Annotated in this window: 22 protein-coding genes and 2 pseudogenes; all 24 read left to right on the forward strand. The window is 38.5% G+C overall.

Annotated elements, in window-relative coordinates; translation table 11 throughout:
• Nucleotides 1–5: 5 nt before the first annotated feature.
• A complete protein-coding gene (locus B7717_RS08060; RefSeq protein WP_162287146.1) occupies nucleotides 6–980 on the forward strand; it encodes a nucleoid-associated protein in 975 nt (324 codons plus the stop codon).
• On the forward strand, nucleotides 980–1,582 hold the full coding sequence (locus B7717_RS08065) for a lysozyme family protein (RefSeq protein ID WP_002893258.1): 603 nt from the start codon (nucleotides 980–982) through the stop codon (nucleotides 1,580–1,582). The genes B7717_RS08060 and B7717_RS08065 overlap by 1 nt, the downstream gene beginning before the upstream one ends.
• 86 nt (nucleotides 1,583–1,668) lie before the next feature.
• A complete protein-coding gene (locus B7717_RS08070) occupies nucleotides 1,669–2,643 on the forward strand; it encodes a DUF1002 domain-containing protein (protein WP_061453590.1) in 975 nt (324 codons plus the stop codon).
• 74 nt (nucleotides 2,644–2,717) lie between these two features.
• Nucleotides 2,718–4,076 carry a 23S rRNA (uracil(1939)-C(5))-methyltransferase RlmD gene (rlmD, locus tag B7717_RS08075; RefSeq protein ID WP_084944512.1) on the forward strand — a complete coding sequence of 453 codons (1,359 nt, stop codon included), beginning with the start codon at nucleotides 2,718–2,720 and terminating at the stop codon, nucleotides 4,074–4,076.
• A 121-nt stretch (nucleotides 4,077–4,197) separates the two neighbouring features.
• Nucleotides 4,198–4,737: a hypothetical protein gene (locus tag B7717_RS08080; protein ID WP_084944513.1), complete on the forward strand. Its 540-nt coding sequence runs from the start codon at nucleotides 4,198–4,200 to the stop codon at nucleotides 4,735–4,737.
• Nucleotides 4,738–5,101: 364 nt separating this feature from the next.
• Nucleotides 5,102–5,710 (forward strand): Type 1 glutamine amidotransferase-like domain-containing protein, encoded by a 609-nt coding sequence (locus B7717_RS08085; protein WP_084944514.1) that lies wholly within the window; start codon nucleotides 5,102–5,104, stop codon nucleotides 5,708–5,710.
• A 178-nt stretch (nucleotides 5,711–5,888) separates the two neighbouring features.
• A complete protein-coding gene (locus B7717_RS08090) occupies nucleotides 5,889–6,530 on the forward strand; it encodes a CPBP family intramembrane glutamic endopeptidase (protein ID WP_084944515.1) in 642 nt (213 codons plus the stop codon).
• Nucleotides 6,531–6,879: 349 nt separating this feature from the next.
• Nucleotides 6,880–7,824, forward strand: coding sequence for a HEPN domain-containing protein (locus B7717_RS08095; protein ID WP_038806090.1), 945 nt, complete (start codon nucleotides 6,880–6,882; stop codon nucleotides 7,822–7,824).
• 550 nt (nucleotides 7,825–8,374) lie between these two features.
• Nucleotides 8,375–9,190, forward strand: a complete 816-nt coding sequence (locus B7717_RS08100) for a DUF6602 domain-containing protein (RefSeq protein WP_197905355.1) — start codon at nucleotides 8,375–8,377, stop codon at nucleotides 9,188–9,190.
• Between the two features lie 119 nt (nucleotides 9,191–9,309).
• A pseudogene (locus B7717_RS08105) lies at nucleotides 9,310–9,666 on the forward strand (ADP-ribosylglycohydrolase family protein); the annotation flags it as partial.
• Between the two features lie 122 nt (nucleotides 9,667–9,788).
• Entirely contained in the window at nucleotides 9,789–10,670 is an 882-nt protein-coding gene (locus tag B7717_RS08110) for a diacylglycerol/lipid kinase family protein (RefSeq protein WP_084944516.1), read from the forward strand.
• Between the two features lie 63 nt (nucleotides 10,671–10,733).
• Entirely contained in the window at nucleotides 10,734–11,225 is a 492-nt protein-coding gene (locus B7717_RS08115; RefSeq protein WP_084944517.1) for a nucleotidyltransferase, read from the forward strand.
• Nucleotides 11,226–11,401: 176 nt separating this feature from the next.
• A complete protein-coding gene (locus B7717_RS08120) occupies nucleotides 11,402–13,141 on the forward strand; it encodes a glycoside hydrolase family 13 protein (protein WP_084944518.1) in 1,740 nt (579 codons plus the stop codon).
• A gap of 156 nt (nucleotides 13,142–13,297) precedes the next feature.
• Nucleotides 13,298–14,173 (forward strand): DUF4300 family protein, encoded by an 876-nt coding sequence (locus B7717_RS08125; RefSeq protein ID WP_049478262.1) that lies wholly within the window; start codon nucleotides 13,298–13,300, stop codon nucleotides 14,171–14,173.
• A gap of 21 nt (nucleotides 14,174–14,194) precedes the next feature.
• Complete coding sequence (locus B7717_RS08130; protein ID WP_070567336.1) at nucleotides 14,195–14,377, forward strand: hypothetical protein; 183 nt, start codon at nucleotides 14,195–14,197, stop codon at nucleotides 14,375–14,377.
• Between the two features lie 68 nt (nucleotides 14,378–14,445).
• Nucleotides 14,446–14,952: pseudogene (locus B7717_RS09765) on the forward strand (YfbM family protein).
• A gap of 178 nt (nucleotides 14,953–15,130) precedes the next feature.
• A complete protein-coding gene (locus B7717_RS08145; RefSeq protein WP_084944521.1) occupies nucleotides 15,131–15,685 on the forward strand; it encodes a hypothetical protein in 555 nt (184 codons plus the stop codon).
• Between the two features lie 621 nt (nucleotides 15,686–16,306).
• Complete coding sequence (locus tag B7717_RS08150; RefSeq protein ID WP_084944707.1) at nucleotides 16,307–17,767, forward strand: aminotransferase class I/II-fold pyridoxal phosphate-dependent enzyme; 1,461 nt, start codon at nucleotides 16,307–16,309, stop codon at nucleotides 17,765–17,767.
• Nucleotides 17,768–18,628: a polyamine aminopropyltransferase gene (speE, locus tag B7717_RS08155; protein ID WP_000366713.1), complete on the forward strand. Its 861-nt coding sequence runs from the start codon at nucleotides 17,768–17,770 to the stop codon at nucleotides 18,626–18,628.
• Nucleotides 18,625–19,884 carry a saccharopine dehydrogenase family protein gene (locus B7717_RS08160; protein WP_084849657.1) on the forward strand — a complete coding sequence of 420 codons (1,260 nt, stop codon included), beginning with the start codon at nucleotides 18,625–18,627 and terminating at the stop codon, nucleotides 19,882–19,884. The genes speE and B7717_RS08160 overlap by 4 nt, the downstream gene beginning before the upstream one ends.
• Complete coding sequence (gene nspC, locus B7717_RS08165; protein ID WP_084944522.1) at nucleotides 19,884–21,011, forward strand: carboxynorspermidine decarboxylase; 1,128 nt, start codon at nucleotides 19,884–19,886, stop codon at nucleotides 21,009–21,011. The genes B7717_RS08160 and nspC overlap by 1 nt, the downstream gene beginning before the upstream one ends.
• Complete coding sequence (aguA, locus tag B7717_RS08170) at nucleotides 21,008–22,093, forward strand: agmatine deiminase (protein WP_084944523.1); 1,086 nt, start codon at nucleotides 21,008–21,010, stop codon at nucleotides 22,091–22,093. Before nspC ends, aguA begins: the two co-directional genes overlap by 4 nt.
• A gap of 9 nt (nucleotides 22,094–22,102) precedes the next feature.
• Nucleotides 22,103–22,978 (forward strand): N-carbamoylputrescine amidase, encoded by an 876-nt coding sequence (gene aguB / locus B7717_RS08175; protein ID WP_049478254.1) that lies wholly within the window; start codon nucleotides 22,103–22,105, stop codon nucleotides 22,976–22,978.
• A gap of 144 nt (nucleotides 22,979–23,122) precedes the next feature.
• Entirely contained in the window at nucleotides 23,123–23,860 is a 738-nt protein-coding gene (locus B7717_RS08180; protein WP_084944524.1) for a TraX family protein, read from the forward strand.
• Nucleotides 23,861–23,891: the final 31 nt, after the last annotated feature.

Below are 23,891 nucleotides of genomic sequence, written 5' to 3' on the forward strand. Positions count from 1 at the left end.
CTTTTATGGACATTTATATTAAGAAGTCTATTATCCATCAGTTCAGCCCAGATGATACGGAGTTGTTCCTAGCGGATAAGTTTCTCAATATTACTCCAAAAATCGAGGAATACTTACGCAAAAAAATTGAACGCGTGTATTCAGATGAAGCTAAGACTGGGATTTTCGAGGAAGAAAATCCCTTCTTCAATCACATCACAGACGATTTGTTGGAGACATCAGTAACACTGGCTAATCTTTGGAAAGAAGAGTTTAGCATTTCTGAAAATCTCAAGACCAATGACTTGATTTTTGTTCAGTTTTCTAAAGAAGGTGTAGAGCATTTCGCTTTCTTGCGAATTGCCCTGCGGGAAACCTTAACCCACCTTGGTGGAGAAGTTGATAATCCAATCAAGCTGACTCAGAATAACTTACCTGGATTTGGAACGGGGGCTGATGAGGCCTTGGTGGTCAATCTTCAAAGTCGAAAGTACCACCTCATCGAGAAACGAATCAAGTATAATGGAACTTTTTTGAACTACTTTTCAGAGAATATGCTTGCTGTCGCCCCTAAGATTTCGCCAAAAAAATCCATCAAGGAACTGGAAAAAACGGCTCAGAGAATTGCAGAGTCCTTTAACACAGATGATTTTCAATTCCAATCCAAGGTCAAATCAGCGATTTTCAACAATCTTGAAGAAAGCAATGAATTGTCACCCGAGAAATTGGCTAATGACCTTTTTGACAATAATCTGACGGCTCGTTTGAGCTTTATTGACCAAGTCAAGGAAGCCGTACCAGAACCAGTCCAGTTCGATGAAATTGATGCCAGTCGTCAGCTCAAGAAATTTGAAAACCAAAAACTTTCCTTGTCAAACGGAATTGAACTCATCGTTCCCAATAACGTCTATCAAGACGCCGAGTCTGTTGAGTTTATCCAAAATGACAATGGAACCTATTCTATCTTAATCAAAAATATCGAGGATATTCAAAGTAAATAATGTTTAAATTTATAAGAAGAGTGCTTGTGCTAGCAGTCTTCCTTTTCGCAGGATACAAAGCTTATCATATCCATCAGGATGTTAAACAAGTCATGACCTACCAACCCATGGTTCGAGAAATCTTGAGCGAAAGAGATACTCCAGCCAATGAAGAACTTGTGCTCGCCATGATTTATACCGAAACGAAGGGAAAAGAGCGGGATGTCATGCAGTCTAGTGAGTCTGCTAGTGGCGCTACCAATACTATCAAAGACGATGCTTCTAGTATTCGCCAAGGGATACAGACACTAACAGATAACCTCTATTTGGCACAGAGTAAAGGAGTAGACGTCTGGACCGCCGTTCAAGCCTATAATTTTGGACCTGCCTATATCGACTTTATCGCTCAGAATGGCAAGGAAAATACTCTGGCACTAGCCAAGCGTTACTCCCGAGAAACGGTCGCTCCAATCCTTGGCAATACTACAGGGAAGACCTACACCTATATCAACCCTATTTCTATCTTTCACGGAGCTGAACTCTATGAAAATGGTGGAAATTATTACTACTCGAGACAGGTTCGCTTTAATCTCTATATCATGAAATTCTTTAATTTCTTTTAAACATCTGGTTTGACCAGGTGTTTTTCACTATAAGCTTTCTTTAAGATTGTTTTATTACCCTAGAAAGGTAAAGGAGGGAATATCCCATGAGAAAGAAATTCTTTCTAACAAGCGCTGCAATTTTGTGGGCAGCAACAGCTATGACGAGTGTCCACGCAGCAACAGATGTTCAAAAAGTAATCGATGAAACCTATGTACAACCTGAATATGTCCTAGGTTCTTCTCTATCTGAAGACCAGAAAAATCAAACTCTTAGCAAACTTGGCTATGATGCATCAAAAGACACCAAAGATATCAAAACTATGACACCTGATATCTATTCGAAAATTATGAATGTGGCTAATGATGCTAGTCTACAGCTCTATTCGTCAGCTAAGATTCAAAAACTAGGTGACAAGTCACCTCTAGAGGTTAAGATTGAAACGCCTGAAAATATCACCAAGGTGACGCAGGATATGTACCGTAACGCAGCAGTGACACTGGGAGTGGAGCATGCCAAAATCACAGTTGCAGCACCCATTCCAGTTACAGGAGAGAGCGCCCTAGCAGGGATTTACTACTCGTTAGAGGTCAATGGTGCTAAAGTACCGCAAGCCAATAAAGACTTGGCTCAAGAGGAGCTAAAAGCCTTATCCGATATTAATGCTGAAAACAAGGACAAGTCAGGTTACGATGCTAATAAACTCAATGTCGCTTTGGCAGATATCAAGGCTGGAATCGCAAAGGCAAAAGAAGCCAAAGGCAATCTGACAGAAGAAGATGTCCGCAAAATTGTTGAAGACACGCTAAAAAACTACAAACTCGATCAGGTTATAACAGGAAACCAGGTCAATATCATCATCAATTTTGCACTCAACCTCTCAAAGAGTGACATTTTGAACAATGCTGATTTCACTAAAACCCTAAATGACCTCAAGGAAAGCATTGTTTCCCAAGCTGGAGATAGCTTCAAAAATATCAACCTCAACTTTGATGCCAATAAAGCGCTAGAAGACGGGGGCAATTTCTTTAGCTCCCTGTGGCAAGCCATTGTCAACTTCTTCAAGAGTTTTGGTGCTTAGGTCATTTCATGATATAATAGATGGTAACAGAAATGTTGCCGTCTTTTTTTGTCGGCCGATAGAAAGTGAAAAATATGCTAAAGAAAAATGATATTGTAGAAGTTGAAATTGTTGATTTGACCCATGAAGGTGCTGGGGTTGCTAAGGTAGATGGTTTGGTTTTCTTTGTAGAAAATGCTCTACCAACTGAGAAAATTCTCATGCGAGTCCTTAAGGTCAATAAAAAGATTGGCTACGGGAAAGTTGAAGAATACCTTACACATTCTTCACATCGTAACCAAGACCTTGACCTAGCTTATCTACGCTCAGGTATCGCTGATTTGGGGCATCTTGCCTATCCAGAGCAGCTCGAGTTTAAAACTAAGCAAGTCAAGGATAGTCTCTACAAGATTGCTGGCATTAGAGATGTAGAGGTCGCTGAAACACTAGGTATGGAACATCCAGTCAAGTATCGCAATAAGGCACAGGTGCCCGTTCGTCGAGTGAATGGTGTCTTGGAAACTGGTTTTTTCCGTAAGAATTCGCATGACCTTATGCCTCTTGAAGATTTCTTTATCCAGGATCCTGTCATTGACCAAGTTGTGGTAGTTCTACGCGATTTGCTTCGTCGTTTTGATTTAAAACCTTATGACGAAAAGGAGCAGTCTGGCTTGATTCGAAATCTTGTAGTGCGACGTGGTCATTATTCAGGACAAATCATGGTGATTTTAGTAACAACTCGTCCTAAAGTTTTTCGTGTTGAGCAATTGATTGAACAACTCATCAAGCAGTTTCCAAAGATTGTGTCTGTCATGCAAAATATCAACGACCAGAATACCAATGCGATTTTTGGGAAAGAATGGCGCACACTTTATGGCCAAGACTATATTACTGATCATATGTTGGGAAATGACTTCCAAATCGCTGGCCCAGCCTTCTACCAGGTCAATACTCAAATGGCGGAGAAACTTTATCAAACAGCCATTGACTTTGCGGAGTTAAGAGAAGATGATGTGGTGATCGATGCCTATTCAGGGATTGGAACGATTGGATTATCCGTTGCCAAGCATGTCAAAGAAGTCTACGGTGTTGAAGTTATTCCAGAAGCAGTGGAAAATAGCCAGAAAAATGCTGTATTAAACAATATCACCAATGTCCACTATGTTTGTGACACGGCTGAAAATGCTATGAAGAATTGGCTCAAGGAAGGTATTCACCCAACCGTTATATTGGTTGATCCACCACGCAAGGGCTTAACCGAAAGCTTTATCAAAGCAAGCAGCCAAACAGGAGCTGACCGCATCGCCTATATTTCCTGCAATGTTGCAACCATGGCGCGTGATATCAAACTATATCAAGAATTGGGATATAAATTGAAGAAAGTACAGCCAGTGGATCTGTTTCCTCAAACGCACCACGTCGAGTGTGTAAGCTTGTTAGAGAAACGTGGTTAATCCTCAAAAGGTTTCCTAAACCTTTTGAGTTCTGCAGACGCCTCTGCTATATCTGTCGTTGAGTGAGAAATGTACGATAAGATAATACTTTTTTAAGAATTTATGAAAGGTGTAGAATAGTATGATTACATACGATGATATAATTTTCTTTTATAAAGATAAGAAAAATATCCCAGGAAAACAATGTGATGATGATTGTAATAAATTAGCGAAGACATTCTATAACATTTCAAAGGGAGAAGTAAAAGGTCTTGACGATGATATTTTCTATGCTAATGAGATTATAAGTAGAATGAATAGTGGAACTCTCACCGAATTAGCAACTTTCAAATATTTTACTGAGGAAGAGGCGTATACATTAATAAAATCAGGATATGAGGGTGTTGAAACCATAAATTCAATAAATCCTAGTCAAAAATGGCATTTATATGTTTCGTATATAGCATATCAAGAGGTAGCTGAAAAACTTGATTTTGAAACGAATGTAAAAAAAGTTTCAGGTAAAAATTTTGAGAATGAACGTTTCTCTTTAGTTAATAACGTTAGACAAGAAGAATATAAAAAGTGGATGATAAAGGAAGCAACATTAAATAAAAATTCTAAATGGCCCGAGGATATAGAAGCAGAAATAGAAAAATTTAATAAACAAAATAAGGGATAATTACCTTTAAAACTAACTGAGAGTATGTTTTTTATGAGTGAAATAAAAGAATAATTTATTTATTTTAATTTTGGTACTATATGAATCATATTTTACATTAGTGGCGATATTTTTTATCTTGCAGTAATCTCTGTGAGCACACTGGAATCGATTTACGGTTTGTTGACTTGGATTAAGGAAGAGGCTCGTTCTCTTCTAAATGAACCAATGAAGAAGGGAATTGGATAATAGGATAAGAACGCCGTGATAAAGATCTAAGTTTTTAATATGCTATAAGTAGAACTTATTCGCTTTGGAAAAATTATAATTTAGAAACGTGAATAAACTTGTTTAAACTTTATGTATCTTTAGAAAGTGTGTTAACTTGAAAGAACAAATTTTTTTGATGGGTGGGAATCCCCCAATAACGAAATATAGCATTGTTGATAAAACTGTATTATCAAGCAAGATTGAAAGAATTGTTATTTTTACAGTTTTTCAAGATAATTGGCAACCCTATATGAAGAAGTACACGGAAGTTTTCCAAAGTCAATTTCCTAATCTAAACACTGATTACTTACTTTTGGACACTGAGCAGATTGATTTTGATAGCTATTTAGATGCTGATCTAATCATCATCGGTGGTGGAAATACGGAAAAATATATAGCTACTTATGTCAATCAGGAGTTCAAAAATTATATCGATCATATGCTTAATAAAGGGGCAAAAGTTATAGGGTTTTCTGCAGGAGCCCTATTATTAGGAGAAAAAGTCTATGTCTCACCTAATGATAATTCAGAACATCAGATAAAGATAAAAAATGGATTAGGAGTTTTTAGTCAGTTTTTAATTAGTGTTCATTATGATTCATGGAATGATAAAGCAAATAAGGATAGAGCTGAAGAACTTGTTAATGTTCCCATAATTCCACTAAATAATCATTCATGTCTTGTATTAGATAAACTTGGAAACATTATTGAGAAAATTGACTAGTTTCCATTATCTAAATCTTGATCTAGTAACTAAAGTGTAGACGAAATGAATAATGAAAAGCCTTGATTGTAAGGCTTTTTTTGCATTTTTGTGATAAAATATAGTTAGTTATAAATCGAGAGCAACTAAGAAGCAGTAAAAATATTATTCATAAAATAATCAAGATAAGGGCGATAAAATGACAGAAATTGACAAAAAGAATTTAAAAAATTATCTTTGTTTTACATTTGGAATTACTTATATATCTTGGGGGCTTCTTGCCATATTTACACAATCTTATATTTTGGGATTAGAGACATTTATAGGAAGAATATTACATATAGTTGGTGCACTTGGACCAGCTATTGCAAGTGGCTTTTATTTAAAAAGTAATAATATAAAATTTAAACATTTTTTATTTAATTATCTGATGCCATTATTCTTTATACAACTAATTTTTTTTGGTGGTGGACATGAAGAATTAGGATGGAGAGGAATATTACAACCATTACTTGACAAAAAATATACTTATTGGCAATCTAATTTGATTGTAGGATCAATTTGGGGAATATGGCATCTGCCTTTATGGTTTATAGTTGGAGAAAGTCATCAAGGATTTCCTTTTATTTTATTTTTTATATATACATTATTTTTAAGTTTTGTTTTAGGGCTTCTTTACCGTCAAACGAAATCTGTGGGATACTGTGTATTATTTCATGCATTCGCAAATTTGTTAAATCTCTATTTTGTGTTAAAAATTAATCTTATTTTTATTATCATTTTTATTGGTTATTTGATTTATACTATATTGGCGAGTAATAGAATTGGTAAGGAAAAGTAATTTTAACTTTAGATTAGTATATCCATTATTGAAAGTAACGATTGGATAATTAGATGATCTATGTTAGAGAATTATCTATTATAATTTAAAGTGGAGTGATGAATGTCGTTTCTTTTGGAAGTAGTGATAATCTTTCCGTTCCACAGTATCATTCTAAAATGATTTTTACTGCCTTTTGTTTATTAGTATAAAAGTAGAATATTACTATACGTCGAGTGTGTAAGCTTGTTGGTAAAATCTTAAAACTTTGAACGAAAAGGGATATGAAAAGCCTCGATTGTAGCATTTTGTGAATTTTTATATTATAATATTGAGCATAAAACGAATACTGAAAAGGTGGAATAAAATAATGATATATGCTGTAACTATTGATTTCAATGATTTTTATGATGATCTTAATGATGTTTGGAGTACTAGGTTGCAATTACCAAATGGAGCAGTGATAGCATTTTGGAAATGTAAGATAAAGTATGTGAACAGTAATGAGAGTCATTACTTAAAGATTACTTCTGCTCAGAAACAAAATATTAGTGAATGTCTGATTCTATTATCATTTTTTACTACTTTGCCTCTTTTTACTTTTGAGTATAATTTCGAGAAAACTGAGGAAATTTTAGATGAAAGACAATTAGAAAATCCATCAGTATCTGAATGGCTGGAAAGACTTTCTACCATAGAACGTAAATTGAATCACAAGAAAAATAGAAAGCGCAGGAATGAAATCTTATCTTTGATGAAGATGTGTTCTATTGGAGCGTTACATGACTATAGAAATCACAGTGAAGAACAGTTCTTTATGTACTTTAAGCCTATTGAACGTGTAGCAAAATTGCAACTTGATAATACTAAAATTTTGACAGGATTTTCTAATGAGGCAAGAAAAAATTTAACAAAGACCTTCTTGGAGCAATTGTTTTTGTCGAATTTTGATAATACGTTTTTTGATCAAGAAACTCTTACTGAATTAGCTGGAGAACTAAACTCAACATTAAATAATAGCCTTGAGAGAAAAAATCATAGACGCATAGTTCTAGCGTTAAGCAGTATCACAAATAATTTGGATGATGGTGATTCTACCAAATCAACATTACTCAAAATAGATAGTAACAGAGTTCAGGAACTTGTCAAAATTAGGAACGATATAGCTCACGGCAATAAGGTTAATGTGTCACCTGATGATCTAATAGATGTAGAGTATTTATCACGACAATTAATTACCTTAGTCTTTTTTGGAATTAATTTTAAGCAAGTTTATTTAAGAAGTAAGAAATTTAATACAGATTTTTGGTCATAATGGGAAGTAACTTATTGACTAAGATGTAACCAAAGAAACTATGACGAATATAGGAGTGAGTTTTGAGAATCACATGGTATTCAAAAGTGTATAGTATACCCTCGGTATTAATGTGATTGAGGGGTAGCAACCGACTGTGGCACATGTCGGAGCGGTAGCGTTGATACAAAGAGTCAAATCGTGACAAATCCTCCATTTAAGCAATGTTATAAACAGTTAGAATTTAAGGAGAGAAAAATGATTTTAGAAACAGAAAGATTGATTTTTCGCACATGGGAAGAAAGAGATGCCAATGATTTATTTTATTACTTTTATTAAGAAATTAATCTAGATATCGTTGTGGTTGCCCTATAAAAAATATATAAATTTTGAGGAGTATTAATATGTAATTATGTATCAAGATGATTGTAGATAAGCAGTTAATAATACCTAATAAGTAGTGTTTGAGAAGAAATGATTGCTATTTTTTAGTATAAATTGAAAGGTTATAAATTAATTAGTCATGGATGGAAGAAGGTTACAAAACTATTGGTCGAATGAGATAAAAGCAATGCTAGAAACCTATAGACAATTTCAAGTATTGATTCCATCAAAAGAAGTAGAAGGTTCAGCACATAACGCAGAAGATGGAAGGTATGTTGAAACTCTAATACGGGAATATCTTAAAAAGTATTTACCAAGGGAATTGGAAGTATTAACAGGATTCATACTGAGACCCGCTGTAAAAACGGAGTTAGATAATAGAAGTAGGAGAAATAAGGAAGATACTAATTCTTCACAATTGGACATCATAGTTTATAATAGCGGAAGGTATCCTGTTTTTCAAAGGTTTGGTGAAAGTGTTATTGTACCACCTGAGGGTGTTATTGGAATCATATCTGTAAAAAAGAAATTAAAAACTAACCATATAATTCCTGAAATTGAATCGTTGAGATCGGCTTCAAAACTTTGTCATTGTTCAAATCAAGATACTCCGTTACGAGGACCGTTTTTAGCATTAGTTTCAATGGAATCTACAAATATTCGTCCAAGTACAATATTTAATAAAATGGAATCAACCTATTCAAATGAGTATGATTATTTTGATAATCTAGTAGGATATATTGGTTCCCTTAATGGATGGACTATTTTTAAGACACGCCCTCCACAGGGAGGAAATAGCGCTAGGTATATACATTTTACTCACAATGATCAAGAAATGCACTTAGGACTTCAGTTTATATTAACGGGTATATTGAGTGTGTTTTATGACAAGTCTCGTAGTAGTACTTCTAGACCAGGTTTTACAGGCTTTCCTTCTCATAGAAGTCAGGATACTAATCTTGGAACTATAGATGTTAAAGGATTGAGAGAGGGAATAGAGTAATACTTTTCTTGAAATTTAAATTTTTGTTCAGAAATTTTATGCTAAAATAATTTTATTATCTTATTTCTCTAAAAATATATTTTTTGTATTATATTGTAAGTGAGTTAGCGTGTTATTAAAATGATAACCCTATAAAGTGTAAGAGACGCATCAAAGAGTACCTAGAGAAGGAGTATGGGTATAACCTATCTCAATCACTAGATGAAATTCGTCCTAACTATCGGTTCAATGAAACCTGTCAGGATACAGTTCCTCAGGCCATCATAGCCTTTCTTGAAAGTACAGACTTTGAAGATGCGATAAGAAATGCCATCTCACTTGGTGGCGACAGTGATACACTTGCTACAATCACTGGCAGCATAGCAGAGGCAGCTTATGGTATTCCTGATTGGATTAAGGAAAAGACCTATTCTTACTTGGATGAACCCTTAAAGGATATACTCAGGCGATGGGATAATAAGGTTGATATAAAATAAAAGAGTTTTAATCTCCAGTACGTCATATTTTTCTTTCCAGCATTTTCATTATATAATGGGAGTACATTTACTTGCATACGATGTAATATAAACATTTCTAATGAATATTAAGGAGAAAATCAATGAAAAAAGTAATGTTAATTATCAACCCTACCTCTGGTGGGGAGAAGGCTTTGGATTATAAAGAAAAGCTGGAGAATAAAGCAAAAGAATACTTTGAATATGTTGAAACCAAAATTACCGAAAAAGCGTTGGATGCAACAAATTTTGCTGAGGAAGCCTCTCGTGAGCAGTACGATGCAGTGGTTGTTTTCGGTGGAGACGGGACTGTCAATGAAGTCATTTCGGGTATTGCTGAGAGAGACTACATTCCTAAGTTAGGGATTATCCCAGGCGGTACGGGTAACCTCATTACGAAACTTTTGGAAATCAATCAAGACATCGATGGTGCGATTGATGAACTCGATTTTAACTTAACCAACAAGATTGATATCGGTAAAGCGAATGACAACTATTTTGGTTATATATTTAGTATCGGTTCTCTGCCTGAGGCGATTCATAATGTTGAAATCGAGGATAAGACAAAATTTGGTATTCTTGCCTATGCTGTAAATACCATGAAGTCTGTCATGACGGATCAGGTCTTTAACATTAAGGTTGAGACAGAAAACGGAAATTATATTGGTGAAGCGAGCCATGTTTTGGTTCTCTTGACAAATTACTTCGCTGACAAGAAAATCTTTGAAGAAGACAAAGATGGCTATGCCAATATTTTGATTCTAAAAGATGCTTCTATATTCTCTAAATTATCCGTTATTCCTGATTTACTAAAAGGAGATGTTGTCGGAAATGATAATATTGAGTATATCAGAGCACGTAATATTAAAATCTCTTCAGATAGTGAATTGGAGTCAGATGTTGACGGCGATAAATCGGATAACCTACCTGTAGAAATCAAAGTCCTAGCTCAACGAGTAGAAGTATTTTCAAAACCGAAAGAGTAGAAGGTAAAAATTAGTTTATTGTTCACAACGAAATTAAGTTCTATATCAACGATTGGAGGAGGAATGAATTCTCTATTTGATGAATTTCGAACAATTTGTTCTCATTTAAACCAAGTCGGAATCACTCCGACGCTCATGGGGTCATTGGGGTTTGAATACCGTTCAAATGAAGAATGGCAGCCGTCTGACATTGACATTCATGTGCCTGGTGACCCTAGAGGTTGGGAAGCACCTGATCATCTCAGAATTTATGACTGGGACAAGATAATGAAAGTGATGAAAGACTTAGGCTACGCCTTAACAGATATTCATGAGCATGAATTCCAAAAGGATAGAGTGAGTGTTGAATTTGGAAGTATCGATTCGTTACTTGATTTTGCAGGAGTTTCGGAATCAGATATAGAGTTGATTCATCTCGAGGACATCACTTTTCGTGTTCCAAGTTTGGAACAGTATTTCAGTATATACAAGGCTTCTTCCCAAGATTCCTATCGAAATGACCACAATAACAATAAAGATTTTAAAAAGATAGATTGGCTGGAAAGACATTTGTAAAATCATCATTTGAAAAGTAGCAAGTTGTAAGACTGGCTGCTTTTTTATTTTGAAAAACAATCCACTCAAAACTACGGACTAGTCTTGAAAATAAAATTTTAAAGTAGTATACTAGAACAACAAAGGTGAAAGCGTTTGCGTTACAGATGAATGAAAGTAAATCAGGAGACAAAACAATGGAATTGACTGCCATTTACCATAGAACAGAGTCGGAGTATGCTTATCTTTATAAGGATAAGATAATGCACATTCGTATCCGGACTAAGAAAGATGATATTGAAAGCATCCATTTGCATTATGGTGATCCTTTTATCTTTTTAGAGGACCATTATGAAGTAAACAAGGAGATGGTCAAAGTAACTTCTGATGCCTTATTTGATTACTGGCAAGCAGAAGTTTCAGTGGGCTATGCGCGACTCCAGTATCTCTTTGAACTCAAGGATAAGCAAGGTCAGAGTATTTTCTATGGCGATAAGGGATGTGTTGAAAATACGCTAGAAAACCTTCATTATGAAGGAAATGGCTTTAAAATTCCGTATATCCATGAGATTGATGCTTGCCATGTTCCTGACTGGGTAGCAGAGATGGTATGGTACCAGATTTTCCCAGAACGCTTTGCTAATGGCAATCCTGAGATTTCACCTGAAGGTGCGCTAGCTTGGGATTCCTTTATCAAGCCAAAGACGAGCGATTTCTTTGGTGGTGATTTACAGGGCATTATTGACCATCTGGATTACTTGCAAGACTTAGGGATTACAGGTCTTTATCTCTGTCCGATTTTTGAATCCCCAAGCAATCACAAGTATAATACGACGGATTATTTCGAAATTGACCATCATTTTGGAGACAAGGGAACTTTCCGTAAACTGGTGGAGGGAGCCCATCAGAGGGGCATGAAAATCATGCTGGATGCTGTTTTCAATCATATCGGGGACCAGTCTCCACAATGGCAGGATGTTCTCAAGCATGGTGAAAAGTCGGAATATAAAGACTGGTTCCATGTTCAAGAATTCCCCGTGACCAAGGATAAGCTGGGAAACCCAAGAAAACTCCCTTACCATACCTTTGCCTTTGCCAGCTATATGCCCAAGCTCAATACGGCCAATCCTCAAGTGAGAGACTATCTGTTAAGCGTTGCGACTTACTGGATTGAAGAGTTTGATATCGATGCATGGCGCCTGGATGTGGCCAATGAAGTAGACCATCAATTTTGGAGAGATTTCCATAAGGCTGTCTTGGCTAAAAAGCCTGACCTTTATATTCTTGGAGAGGTTTGGCACACTTCACAGCCCTGGCTAAATGGAGATGAATTCCACGCAGTCATGAACTATCCTCTCTCTGACAGTATCAAGGATTATTTCTTGCGAGGGACTAAGAAGACACCTCAATTTATCGATGAAATCAATAGCCAGTCTATGTACTATAGACAACAGATTTCGGAAGTGATGTTCAATCTTTTGGATTCGCATGATACGGAGCGCATTTTGACTACTGCCAAGGAAGATGTTCAACTCGTTAAGTCGGCTCTTGCTTTCCTCTTTTTACAAAGAGGGACACCGTGTTTCTACTATGGAACAGAGTTGGAGTTAGGTGGAGGACCAGATCCAGATTGTCGTCGTGTCATGCCTTGGGAACGTGTTTCAGACAGTAATGACATGCTTAATTTTATGAAGAAGTTGATTCAGCTTCGCAAGAGTGTCTCAGATATAATTCAGAACGGGACCTATAGACTGAAAGAAATCAAGCCAGATGTGGTATCTCTGGCATGGGATTATGATGGACAAAAAATCCAAGCTGTTTTTAACCAATCAACTGAAAATTATCTTGTAGATAGTGATGTTGTAGCTCTAGCAAGTCATTGCCAAGTATTGGAGCAGCAACTGGTGATATTGCCTAAAGGTTTTGTGATTCAATAAAAAATAGGATTAAAAAGGCTGTAATGAATAGGTGATTCGTGCAGTCTTTTTTTGACTTATGTAGTATAATAAAGCTAAGTCACGGATTATCGGATGAGGTATTAGTGAAGAGTGTTTAAAGAAAAATAGAGACTTTTGCTTTAGAAAGGAAATTTCATGAAACGAACGAGAAAAGTAGTAGCCTTGGGACTGTGTTTGCCCTTATTTCTTGGATTGGCTGCTTGTCAGCAAAATAATACGAGCACTGAAGCTGCAAACCAGACACAGACCAGCTCAGATAAAGTTCCTTGGACGGCTTCATATTCCAATCTAAACGGTCAAGTCAGTACCGAAGAGGTCAAATCTCTCTTATCAGCTCACTTGGACCCAAATAGTGTTGAGGCATTTTTCAATCTTGTCACAGACTATAATGCGACTGTCGGCTCCACTGGCTTAAGTGGAAATTTTGCCTCCTTTACGAAGACAGAATACGATGTAGAGAAAATTAGTAATCTATGGAATCAAAAAAAGGGTGACTTTGTCGGAACCAACTGCCGCATCAATAGCTATGCGCTCTTGAAAAATTCGGTCACAATTCCAAAGCTTGAAAAGAATGATCAGCTACTTTTTGTGGATAACGATGCTATCGATAAGGGAAAAGTATTTGATGCGAAAGATAAGGAAGAGTTTGATATTCTATTTTCTAGGGTAGCGACGGAAGCAACGATGGATGTAAAAGTTCATGCGCAGAAGATGGAGAAATTCTTCTCACAGTTTCAATTCAATGATAAAGCTCGAATGTTGTCTGTTGTGTTGCATGATAATTTGGATGGAGAGTATCTTTTTGTTGGGCACGTAGGTGTTTTAGTGCCAGCTGAGGAGGGTTTCTTATTTGTAGAGAAACTGACTTTTGAAGAGCCTTATCAAGCAATTAAGTTTGAGAGCAAGGAAGATTGTTACAAGTATTTAGCTACAAAGTATGCGGATTATACAGGTGATGGACTGGCCAAACCTTTCATTATGGATAATGAAAAGTGGGTTGAAGGATATTAAGCTAGGCAAGGGAGAAGTAGTATGGAGACAGTAGTAGCACTTTTAGTTGTCATTCTTATCGGATTCTGGGCTGTAAACATTCTCAAGCCTGGTAAGGCAAATAAAAAGGAAAGATTTATTGGCTATATGCAGCGCTATGATATAGATGGTGAGGGTTATCAGTCAGAAGTCTGGGAAGTGACGGAAGATGAGAATGAGAAATAAGGAGGAGTGTCCAAAAACAGTAGATTTCTTGCCTTTTTCAAGAAAGGGGACTAATAGGAGGAAACATTATGGGAATGATTGCTAATTATCAATATCTATCTGATAATGAATTAAGCCAAATAAAGCGGTATTCTTGTCAAGAAGAGGATTTGCTTGACTTGGTAGAGGATTATCCTGAGGGAAATGATACGTTGATAGATATTGACAAAATGTGGGATGCCTTACTCTTTGTTATGACAGGTTTTAGTAGTTCAGAATTTATGGATGACGACCCCTTGAGAGAAGCTGTCTTGGGAGTGACCCCTTTAGAAAATGTGTCAGAATATATAGCCTATACTGAACACTCAAAGATAGCTGAGATTGTTCAAGCTTTATAGAATTTTGACATGGATAGGGCTTTGGCAGACTTTAGCATGGAAGCATGCAAGAAGGCAGATTTATACCCCGATATTTGGGATTATCTTGAAGAAGAGGAAGAAATCAAGGATGATATTCGAACCTGTTTTGTAAAAATGAAGGACTTTTATAAGAAAATCTTAACTCTCAAAGGAAATGTCCTAGTGACTATTTGTTAACTACTTTTACCAACTGTTAGTCAGGTGCCTGATGAATGCACATCTAGAAAATCGAACACCTGATGATTTGTCTGGTGGAGGAAATATTCCACAGTGTAGTCGGATGGGATAGATAGAAATTGGTTATAGAATTTGTAAGCATAATAGATTTTAAACGTTAAGATGGAGGATTGAAGAGATGGGAAAAATTGAATGGGAAAATGCAAAGACGCGTTTAGATGCCTTGCTTGTCATTGATGAGTATCGAACAGATCCAAATAAGACCTGGCTTCGATTGATCGTTAAGACTGAGGAAAGCTATGGGGTTCGTTACCTTATCGACAACGGTTCAGGTGATTCTCTAGATGTGATCTTTACTGAAAAAATAATTCTTATAAAAGGCTTTGATCATGAAAGCAGTTTGAGTCAGTTTGCTGCGGATGAGTGGAATCAAGACATCATAGACGGATTTTATAAAGGACTGGATGAAAAGTATCAAAACCTTTACTCAGAAGAGCAAAAAGATGAAACAACCTTTTTTATCTGGTATGACGGTCAAGAGCATCAAAATACCTACCAAGATCAGGACGGTGGCGAATGGTTGTTATCCTATTTCTTTGACAGTTTTGAGAAATTTCATGAGTTTGTGACGGATTACTATTCAATTACCGTAGATGAGGACTTACTTAGAAAACTTTACAATCAAGGACAGCTTTCAGAAGTAGAATTAGAGCAGTTGATTCACACTACCTAGCTGGAAATATGTATAAAATCTGATGAAAAGAATTGATTTTCAATATCAAGTTATACTTTAAGATTATTGAAGTAGCTAATGGTTGTGGTTTCTTTTTTCTTACTTCTTTGACGTTTTAAAGCGATTTCCTTTTATAGTTCAACAGAATTTGACGAACAAAAAATAAATTTCTTTAAAAAAGTTTCACAAAATCCTTTACAAGTTCTTATAAACATGATATAGTTATTAGGCTTAGAAAATGAGATGATGTTTTCTAGCAAATATAAACCCGAGTAAAAAATGCCTACGGACAGGCTGGGTTGAATGCCGAAGCGTGGTTAAGAAGCCACATTATTGATAGGGTTAAAAGCCTACTTTTATAAGTTGATGTTAGGACGCTTGTCCTAATTCATAAATTTTAGTGTGGTGAAAGCACACGTCATCTTGTGAAACGATCAATAAAGTACGTAATATTTGCTACTAGAGAGTTAGGAAACATCAGGAACAGACATACTCAACAGAAACCAAAATACACACGTCAGAAGATTGCAGAGCAGGTGAAAACCTGCTCTTTTTTCATAAGTCAACCTTTAGTCGCCTTTATCTTCTTGAGGTGCTAAAAATATGGTAAAGGAGTATGTCTTGAAGAAGTTAGATCAAAACCAGGCCCCAATTTACGAGGCCTTGGTCAAGCTACGCAAGAAAAGAATTGTCCCCTTTGATGTGCCAGGTCACAAGCGTGGACGAGGAAATCCAGAACTTGTCGAACTGTTAGGAGAAAAATGTGTTGGCATTGATGTCAATTCTATGAAACCCTTGGATAATCTCGGTCATCCTATTTCGATTATTCGGGATGCAGAGGAGTTGGCAGCGGATGCTTTTGGAGCGGCGCATGCCTTTCTCATGATTGGAGGGACAACTTCTTCCGTGCAGACCATGATTCTTTCGACTTGTAAGGCGGGAGATAAGATTATTCTGCCACGAAATGTCCACAAATCTGCTATCAATGCGTTGGTTCTATGTGGTGCCATACCCATCTATATCGAGATGAGTGTGGATCCTAAAATCGGCATCGCTTTAGGTCTTGAAAATGACCGGGTTGCCCAGGCCATTAAGGAACATCCAGATGCTAAAGCTATCCTAATTAACAATCCTACCTACTATGGAATTTGTTCAGACCTCAAGGGTTTAACGGAAATGGCTCACGAAGCTGGCATGATGGTTTTAGTAGATGAAGCCCATGGAGCGCATTTGCATTTTACAGACAAATTGCCACTGTCTGCTATGGATGCTGGCGCTGATATGGCGGCGGTCTCTATGCATAAGTCTGGTGGGAGTTTGACTCAAAGTTCCATCCTGCTTATCGGGGAACAGATGAATCCTGAGTACGTTCGTCAGATCATCAACCTGACCCAGTCTACATCAGCCTCTTACTTGTTGATGGCTAGTTTGGATATTTCTCGACGGAACTTAGCTCTTCGTGGCAAAGAGTCTTTTGAGAAAGTCATTGAGCTATCCGAATACGCTCGTCGTGAAATCAATGCTATCGGTGGTTACTATGCCTACTCAAAAGAGTTAATAGACGGTGTGTCGGTCTGTGATTTTGACGTGACTAAGCTGTCCGTTTACACTCAGGGTATTGGCTTAACAGGTATTGAGGTTTATGACCTCCTCCGAGATGAATACGACATTCAGATCGAATTTGGTGATATTGGGAATATCTTGGCCTATATTTCCATTGGTGACCGCATCCAAGACATCGAACGTTTGGTCGGTGCTTTGGCGGATATCAAGAGACTCTACTCGAGAGATGGGAAGGACTTGATTGCTGGAGAATATATTCAACACGAGTTAGTCCTTTCTCCTCAGGAAGCCTTTTATTCAGAGAGAAAAAGTTTAACCTTGGATGAGTCTGTTGGACAGGTCTGTGGGGAATTTGTCATGTGCTATCCTCCAGGAATTCCAATCCTAGCACCAGGTGAACGCATTACACGAGACATTGTGGATTATATCCTATTTGCCAAAGAACGTGGATGCTCCCTCCAAGGGACGGAAGATCCAGAGGTCAATCACATCAACGTCATTAAGAGAAAGGAGAACTAGATGGATTTATGGTTTTCTGAAGTTCATACTCCAGATGTGAAATTGTCCTTGAGAACTGCCAAGCAACTCTATGCTGGAAAAAGTGAATGGCAGGATATCGAAGTCTTGGATACGCCAGCTTTTGGGAAAATACTGATTTTAAATGGGCATGTCTTGTTTTCAGATGCAGATGACTTTGTCTACAATGAAATGACGGTCCACGTACCCATGGCTGTCCATCCAAATCCAAAGAAAGTATTGGTTATTGGGGGTGGTGACGGCGGTGTTGCCCAAGTATTAACCCTATATCCTGAACTAGAGCAAATCGATATTGTGGAACCAGATGAGATGTTGGTTGAGGTCTGTCGTGAGTATTTCCCAGACTTTGCTGCAGGGCTAGATGACCCTCGTGTTACCATTTACTATCAAAATGGACTGAGATTTTTACGAAACTGTGAGGATGATTACGATATCATTATCAACGATGCGACAGATCCATTTGGACATACGGAAGGGCTCTTTACCAAGGAATTTTACGGAAACAGTTACAGAGCCTTGAAAGAGGACGGAATCATGATCTATCAGCATGGGAGTCCCTTCTTTGACGAGGATGAGTCAGCTTGCCGAAGCATGCACCGCAAGGTCAATCAAGCCTTTCCAATCAGTCGGGTCTATCAGGCGCATATCCCAACCAGTCCAGCTGGCTATTGGTTGTTTGGATTTGCATCGAAAAAATACCATCCTGTCAAAGATTTTGACAAGGAAGGCTGGAAAAAACGCCAGCTTTTCACGGAATACTATACTGCAAACTTACATGTTGGTGCCTTTATGTTGCCCAAGTATGTAGAGGACATTTTAGAAGAAGAGGAAGGAAAAAAATGAGTCGTTTATTAGTTATTGGATGTGGGGGCGTTGCCCAAGTTGCTATTTCAAAGATTTGCCAAGATAGCGAAACCTTTACAGAGATTATGATTGCTAGCCGTACCAAGTCAAAATGTGATGACTTGAAAGCTAAACTAGAAGGCAAAACAAGTACAAAGATTGAGACGGCTGCTCTTGATGCTGACAATGTAGAAGAGGTCATTGCCTTGATTGAAAGCTACAAGCCAGAAGCTGTTTTGAACGTAGCTTTACCATACCAAGACTTGACCATCATGGATGCTTGTTTGGCGACAGGTGTCCACTATATCGACACGGCCAACTATGAGGCTGAGGACACAGAAGACCCAGAATGGCGTGCTATCTATGAAAAACGCTGCAAGGAACTTGGTTTTACAGCCTACTTTGACTACTCATGGCAATGGGCTTATCAGGAGAAATTCAAAGAAGCTGGCTTGACTGCTCTTCTTGGTTCTGGTTTCGACCCAGGTGTGACCAGTGTCTTTTCAGCTTATGCTCTCAAACACTATTTTGATGAAATCCACTATATCGACATTCTAGACTGTAATGGTGGTGACCACGGTTATCCATTTGCAACAAACTTTAACCCAGAAATCAACCTCCGCGAGGTTTCTGCGCCAGGTTCTTACTGGGAAGATGGAAAATGGGTCGAAGTCGAAGCTATGTCTATCAAGCGTGAGTATGACTTCCCTCAAGTTGGACAGAAAGACATGTATCTCCTTCACCATGAAGAAATTGAATCATTGGCCAAGAACATTCCCGGTGTCAAACGCATTCGTTTCTTTATGACTTTTGGTCAATCTTATTTAACGCATATGAAATGCTTGGAAAACGTTGGTCTTCTTCGTACGGATGCTATTAACTTTAATGGACAAGACATTGTGCCGATTCAATTCTTGAAAGCCTTGCTTCCTGATCCAGCCAGCCTTGGCCCACGTACAGTTGGAAAAACCAATATCGGCTGTATCTTTAGAGGTGTCAAAGATGGTGTTGAAAAGACCATCTATATCTACAATGTTTGTGACCATCAGGAATGTTACGCAGAAGTTGGTTCACAAGCCATTTCTTACACGACTGGTGTTCCAGCCATGATTGGGACAAAATTGGTTATGAACGGTACTTGGAAACAAGCTGGAGTCTATAACCTTGAAGAATTGGATCCAGATCCATTCATGGAAGCTTTGAATAAGTACGGATTGCCTTGGGTTGTGGTAGAAAATCCGCAAATGGTGGACTAATGAAGTTAGAACAAGTACCCACACCAGCTTACGTCATTGATTTGGCCAAGTTAGAAGCAAACTGTCGCATTCTACAATATGTTCAGGAAGAAGCGGGCTGCAAGGTTTTACTGGCCCAGAAGGCTTATTCTCTCTACAAAACCTACCCCATGATTAGCCAGTATCTGTCAGGTACGACGGCTAGTGGTCTCTATGAGGCTAAGCTAGCTAGAGAAGAGTTTCCGGGGGAAGTCCATGTATTTGCACCTGCTTTCAAGGATGCAGACTTGGAGGAATTGCTGGAGATAACGGACCATATCGTCTTTAACTCAGAGAGACAGTTGCGTAAACATGGTCCTCGTTGCCGAGAGGCTGGTATCAGTGTCGGTTTGCGCCTCAACCCTCAATGTTCTACCCAAGGTGATCACGCGCTCTATGATCCTTGTGCACCTGGATCCCGTTTTGGAGTCACTATAGACAAGATTCCTAGTGATTTGCTGGACTTGGTGGATGGTCTTCATTTTCATACCCTTTGCGAGCAGGGGGCAGATGATTTAGAGACAACTTTGAAAGCAGTCGAAGCGCAGTTTGGACCCTATTTGTATCAAGTTAAATGGCTCAATATGGGTGGTGGACACCACATCACCAGAGAAGACTACGATGTGGATTTGCTGATTTCTGAGATTAAAAGAATTCGAGAAACTTACAATCTTGAAGTCTATATCGAGCCGGGTGAAGCTATTGCGCTCAATGCGGGTTATCTAGCAACTGAAGTATTGGACATTGTCGAAAACGGTATGGATATTTTGGTTTTAGATGCCTCCGCGACCTGCCATATGCCAGATGTACTTGAAATGCCCTATCGTCCACCTTTGAGAAATGGATTTGAACCGCAGGAAAAAGCCCATACCTATAGACTTTCTTCCAATACCTGTCTGACGGGTGATGTGATTGGTGATTATAGTTTTGAAAATCCAGTCCAAATCGGTGATAGACTTTACTTTGAAGACATGGCAATCTACTCCTTTGTCAAAAATAATACCTTTAATGGTATTGGCTTGCCAAGTCTCTATCTTATGGACGAGCAGGGAGACTGCAGCTTAGTCAAAGCCTTTGGCTATCAAGACTTTAAAAGGAGATTATCATGATAGAAACTCCGAAAAAAGCAGGTTATCGTATGCCAGCAGAGTACGAACCCCATCATGGCACCCTCATGATCTGGCCGACTCGACCAGGTTCATGGCCTTTTCAAGGAAAGGTTGCAAAAGAAGCATTTAGCCAGATTATCAAGACCATAGCCCAAGGGGAAACTGTTTATCTTTTGGTGGAGCAGGATTATCTATCTGAAGCCCAATCCTATCTAGGAGACAAGGTTGTTTATTTAGATATTCCTACTAATGATGCCTGGGCGCGTGATACTGGGCCGACTATTCTCGTCAATGATAAAAGAGAAAAGTTGGCAGTCGATTGGTCTTTTAATGCCTGGGGTGGTGCTGTCGATGGCCTCTACCAAGATTATGAAGAGGATGACCAAGTAGCCAGTAGTTTTGCTGACGCCTTGGAAATTCCTGTTTACGATGCCAAACCTTTTGTACTGGAAGGCGGCGCGATCCATAGCGATGGTCAAGGGACCATTCTTGTGACTGAAAGTTGCCTTCTGAGCGCTGGTCGCAATCCTCATCTCAGTAAAGAGGAAATCGAGAGAAGATTATTGAACTATCTTGGCGCTGAAAAAGTTATCTGGCTGCCTTATGGTATTTATCAGGACGAAACCAATGAACACATTGACAATGTTGCTGCCTTCGTTGGTCCTGCAGAACTTGTCTTGGCTTGGACAGATGATCAAAACGATCCCCAGTATGCCATGTCTGCAGCTGACCTTGCCCTTTTAGAGAAGGAAACGGATGCAAAAGGTCGTCCCTTCACTATTCATAAACTGCCAATCCCAGCGCTTCATCAAGTTGTAACCGAAAAGGATTTGCCGGGCTATAGTTATGAAGAAGGGGAAGAAGAGCGTTATGCAGGTGAGCGTCTGGCAGCTTCCTATGTCAATTTCTATATTGCCAACAAGTCTGTCTTAGTGCCACAATTTCAGGATGTAAACGACCCAGTCGCCCTATATATCCTCAGCAAGTGTTTCCCAGACCGTAAGGTCGTAGGAATACCAGCCAGAGATATTCTTTTAGGTGGTGGCAATATCCACTGTATCACCCAACAAATCCCAGAATAGGAGAAAAAGATGAGAAATGTAAGAGTTGCAGCGATCCAGATGCAATGTGCCAAGGATGTGACAACAAATATCCAAACCGCAGAGCGTTTAGTACGTCAGGCTGCAGAACAAGGCGCACAAATCATCCTCTTGCCAGAGCTGTTTGAACGTCCCTATTTCTGTCAGGAACGCCAGTATGACTACTACCAGTATGGCCAGTCAGTGACAGAAAATACAGCCATTCAGCATTTTAAAGTGCTTGCTAAGGAATTACAGGTTGTTTTACCGATCAGTTTCTATGAAAAAGATGGCAATGTCTTGTATAACTCAATCGCCGTCATTGATGCTGATGGAGAAGTGCTGGGCGTCTATCGGAAGACCCACATACCAGATGACCATTATTATCAAGAAAAGTTTTATTTTACGCCTGGCAACACTGGCTTCAAGGTCTGGGATACTCGCTACGCTAAGATTGGGATTGGTATCTGTTGGGATCAATGGTTTCCTGAAACAGCGCGCTGTCTTGCTTTGAATGGTGCTGAATTGCTCTTTTATCCTACAGCCATTGGTTCAGAGCCTATCTTAGATACGGACAGTTGTGGTCACTGGCAACGTACCATGCAAGGGCACGCAGCAGCTAATATTGTCCCAGTTATTGCAGCCAATCGCTATGGCTTGGAAGAAGTCACTCCTAGTGAGGAAAATGGTGGACAGAGTTCCAGTCTTGACTTCTACGGTTCCTCCTTTATGACGGATGAAACAGGAGCTATTCTAGAGAGAGCTGAAAGACAAGGAGAAGCTGTTCTGTTAGCAACTTATGACCTTGATAAGGGAGCAAGCGAGCGCCTAAATTGGGGACTGTTTCGTGATAGAAGACCAGAAATGTACCAACGAATTACAGACTAGAAGGTAACTTTCATAATAAATTTTTGATATTCACGCCTGTCTTACAAAAATGTAAGATAGGCTTTTTAAATGTAAGATGGGTGTACGATTATACGTGGAAATGTATGCTATACTCTATGTAGATCAAAAAGAAAGAGGTTTATTATGAAAAAATGGAATGCAACGCAGTTGAAGTATCTGATGACGGCAGTAATGGTTCTGGACCATATCCCTCATATCACCGGAATCGTTTCTCCTTTGTGGGAAGGTATCTTTCACGCCTTGACCCGTTGTGTCGGAGTTTGGTTTGTCTATATGGCTATGGAAGGCTTCATCCATACTCGAAATTTGAAAAACTACCTCATCCGTCTTTGGAGTTGGGCGCTGATCATGTTTGCTGGAAATAGCCTTCTCAATACTCTGTTTGCCTCTAAGGGTGTAATGGTTACTAATAATATTTTCTTGACTTTGGCCATCGGTGTCACCATGCTTTGGATTGGTTTTCCCAGAAAAGAGTTGGATAAAAAGGAGAAGTTGTGGCGTCGTATTGGGCTTGCTGGGCTCTTGATTTTCGGGTGTCTTTTTACCGAGGGTGGCATCACCATGCTACCATTTCTCTTGATTAGTTACTCTTGTCGAAATCGCAAGGGCTTGCGAAATCTCCTCTATGCCTTTCTGTGGGCCTTCTTGTTAGTGACTTCCATCCAAATATACGACACTTGGTACCAAACACTGGAAATGATGCTTTACAATTCTGACTGGCTCTTTATCACCGTTTTTCCTTTTATGGTCTTGTATAATGGACAGCGAGGTAAGGAAACCGTCTGGAGTAAATATTTCTTTTATATTTTCTACCCAGCTCATCTATGGATTATAACTTTGATTGCTTATTTGCTTAAGTAGATTCAATTCCCATTAGCTCCATCTAACTTAA

The sequence above is a fragment of the Streptococcus oralis subsp. oralis genome (assembly GCF_002096495.1).
Classification (GTDB): domain Bacteria; phylum Bacillota; class Bacilli; order Lactobacillales; family Streptococcaceae; genus Streptococcus; species Streptococcus oralis_CU.

Excerpts from the sequence above, each read along its gene's own strand:
- B7717_RS08060 (WP_162287146.1), top strand. The coding sequence starts at position 6 with ATGGACATTTATATTAAGAAGTCTATTATCCATCAGTTCAGCCCAGAT.
- B7717_RS08065 (WP_002893258.1), top strand. The coding sequence starts at position 980 with ATGTTTAAATTTATAAGAAGAGTGCTTGTGCTAGCAGTCTTCCTTTTC.
- B7717_RS08070 (WP_061453590.1), top strand. The coding sequence starts at position 1,669 with ATGAGAAAGAAATTCTTTCTAACAAGCGCTGCAATTTTGTGGGCAGCA.
- rlmD (WP_084944512.1), top strand. The coding sequence starts at position 2,718 with ATGCTAAAGAAAAATGATATTGTAGAAGTTGAAATTGTTGATTTGACC.
- B7717_RS08080 (WP_084944513.1), top strand. The coding sequence starts at position 4,198 with ATGATTACATACGATGATATAATTTTCTTTTATAAAGATAAGAAAAAT.
- B7717_RS08090 (WP_084944515.1), top strand. The coding sequence starts at position 5,889 with ATGACAGAAATTGACAAAAAGAATTTAAAAAATTATCTTTGTTTTACA.
- B7717_RS08095 (WP_038806090.1), top strand. The coding sequence starts at position 6,880 with ATGATATATGCTGTAACTATTGATTTCAATGATTTTTATGATGATCTT.
- B7717_RS08100 (WP_197905355.1), top strand. The coding sequence starts at position 8,375 with ATGCTAGAAACCTATAGACAATTTCAAGTATTGATTCCATCAAAAGAA.
- B7717_RS08110 (WP_084944516.1), top strand. The coding sequence starts at position 9,789 with ATGAAAAAAGTAATGTTAATTATCAACCCTACCTCTGGTGGGGAGAAG.
- B7717_RS08115 (WP_084944517.1), top strand. The coding sequence starts at position 10,734 with ATGAATTCTCTATTTGATGAATTTCGAACAATTTGTTCTCATTTAAAC.
- B7717_RS08120 (WP_084944518.1), top strand. The coding sequence starts at position 11,402 with ATGGAATTGACTGCCATTTACCATAGAACAGAGTCGGAGTATGCTTAT.
- B7717_RS08125 (WP_049478262.1), top strand. The coding sequence starts at position 13,298 with ATGAAACGAACGAGAAAAGTAGTAGCCTTGGGACTGTGTTTGCCCTTA.
- B7717_RS08130 (WP_070567336.1), top strand. The coding sequence starts at position 14,195 with ATGGAGACAGTAGTAGCACTTTTAGTTGTCATTCTTATCGGATTCTGG.
- B7717_RS08145 (WP_084944521.1), top strand. The coding sequence starts at position 15,131 with ATGGGAAAAATTGAATGGGAAAATGCAAAGACGCGTTTAGATGCCTTG.
- speE (WP_000366713.1), top strand. The coding sequence starts at position 17,768 with ATGGATTTATGGTTTTCTGAAGTTCATACTCCAGATGTGAAATTGTCC.
- B7717_RS08160 (WP_084849657.1), top strand. The coding sequence starts at position 18,625 with ATGAGTCGTTTATTAGTTATTGGATGTGGGGGCGTTGCCCAAGTTGCT.
- nspC (WP_084944522.1), top strand. The coding sequence starts at position 19,884 with ATGAAGTTAGAACAAGTACCCACACCAGCTTACGTCATTGATTTGGCC.
- aguA (WP_084944523.1), top strand. The coding sequence starts at position 21,008 with ATGATAGAAACTCCGAAAAAAGCAGGTTATCGTATGCCAGCAGAGTAC.
- aguB (WP_049478254.1), top strand. The coding sequence starts at position 22,103 with ATGAGAAATGTAAGAGTTGCAGCGATCCAGATGCAATGTGCCAAGGAT.
- B7717_RS08180 (WP_084944524.1), top strand. The coding sequence starts at position 23,123 with ATGAAAAAATGGAATGCAACGCAGTTGAAGTATCTGATGACGGCAGTA.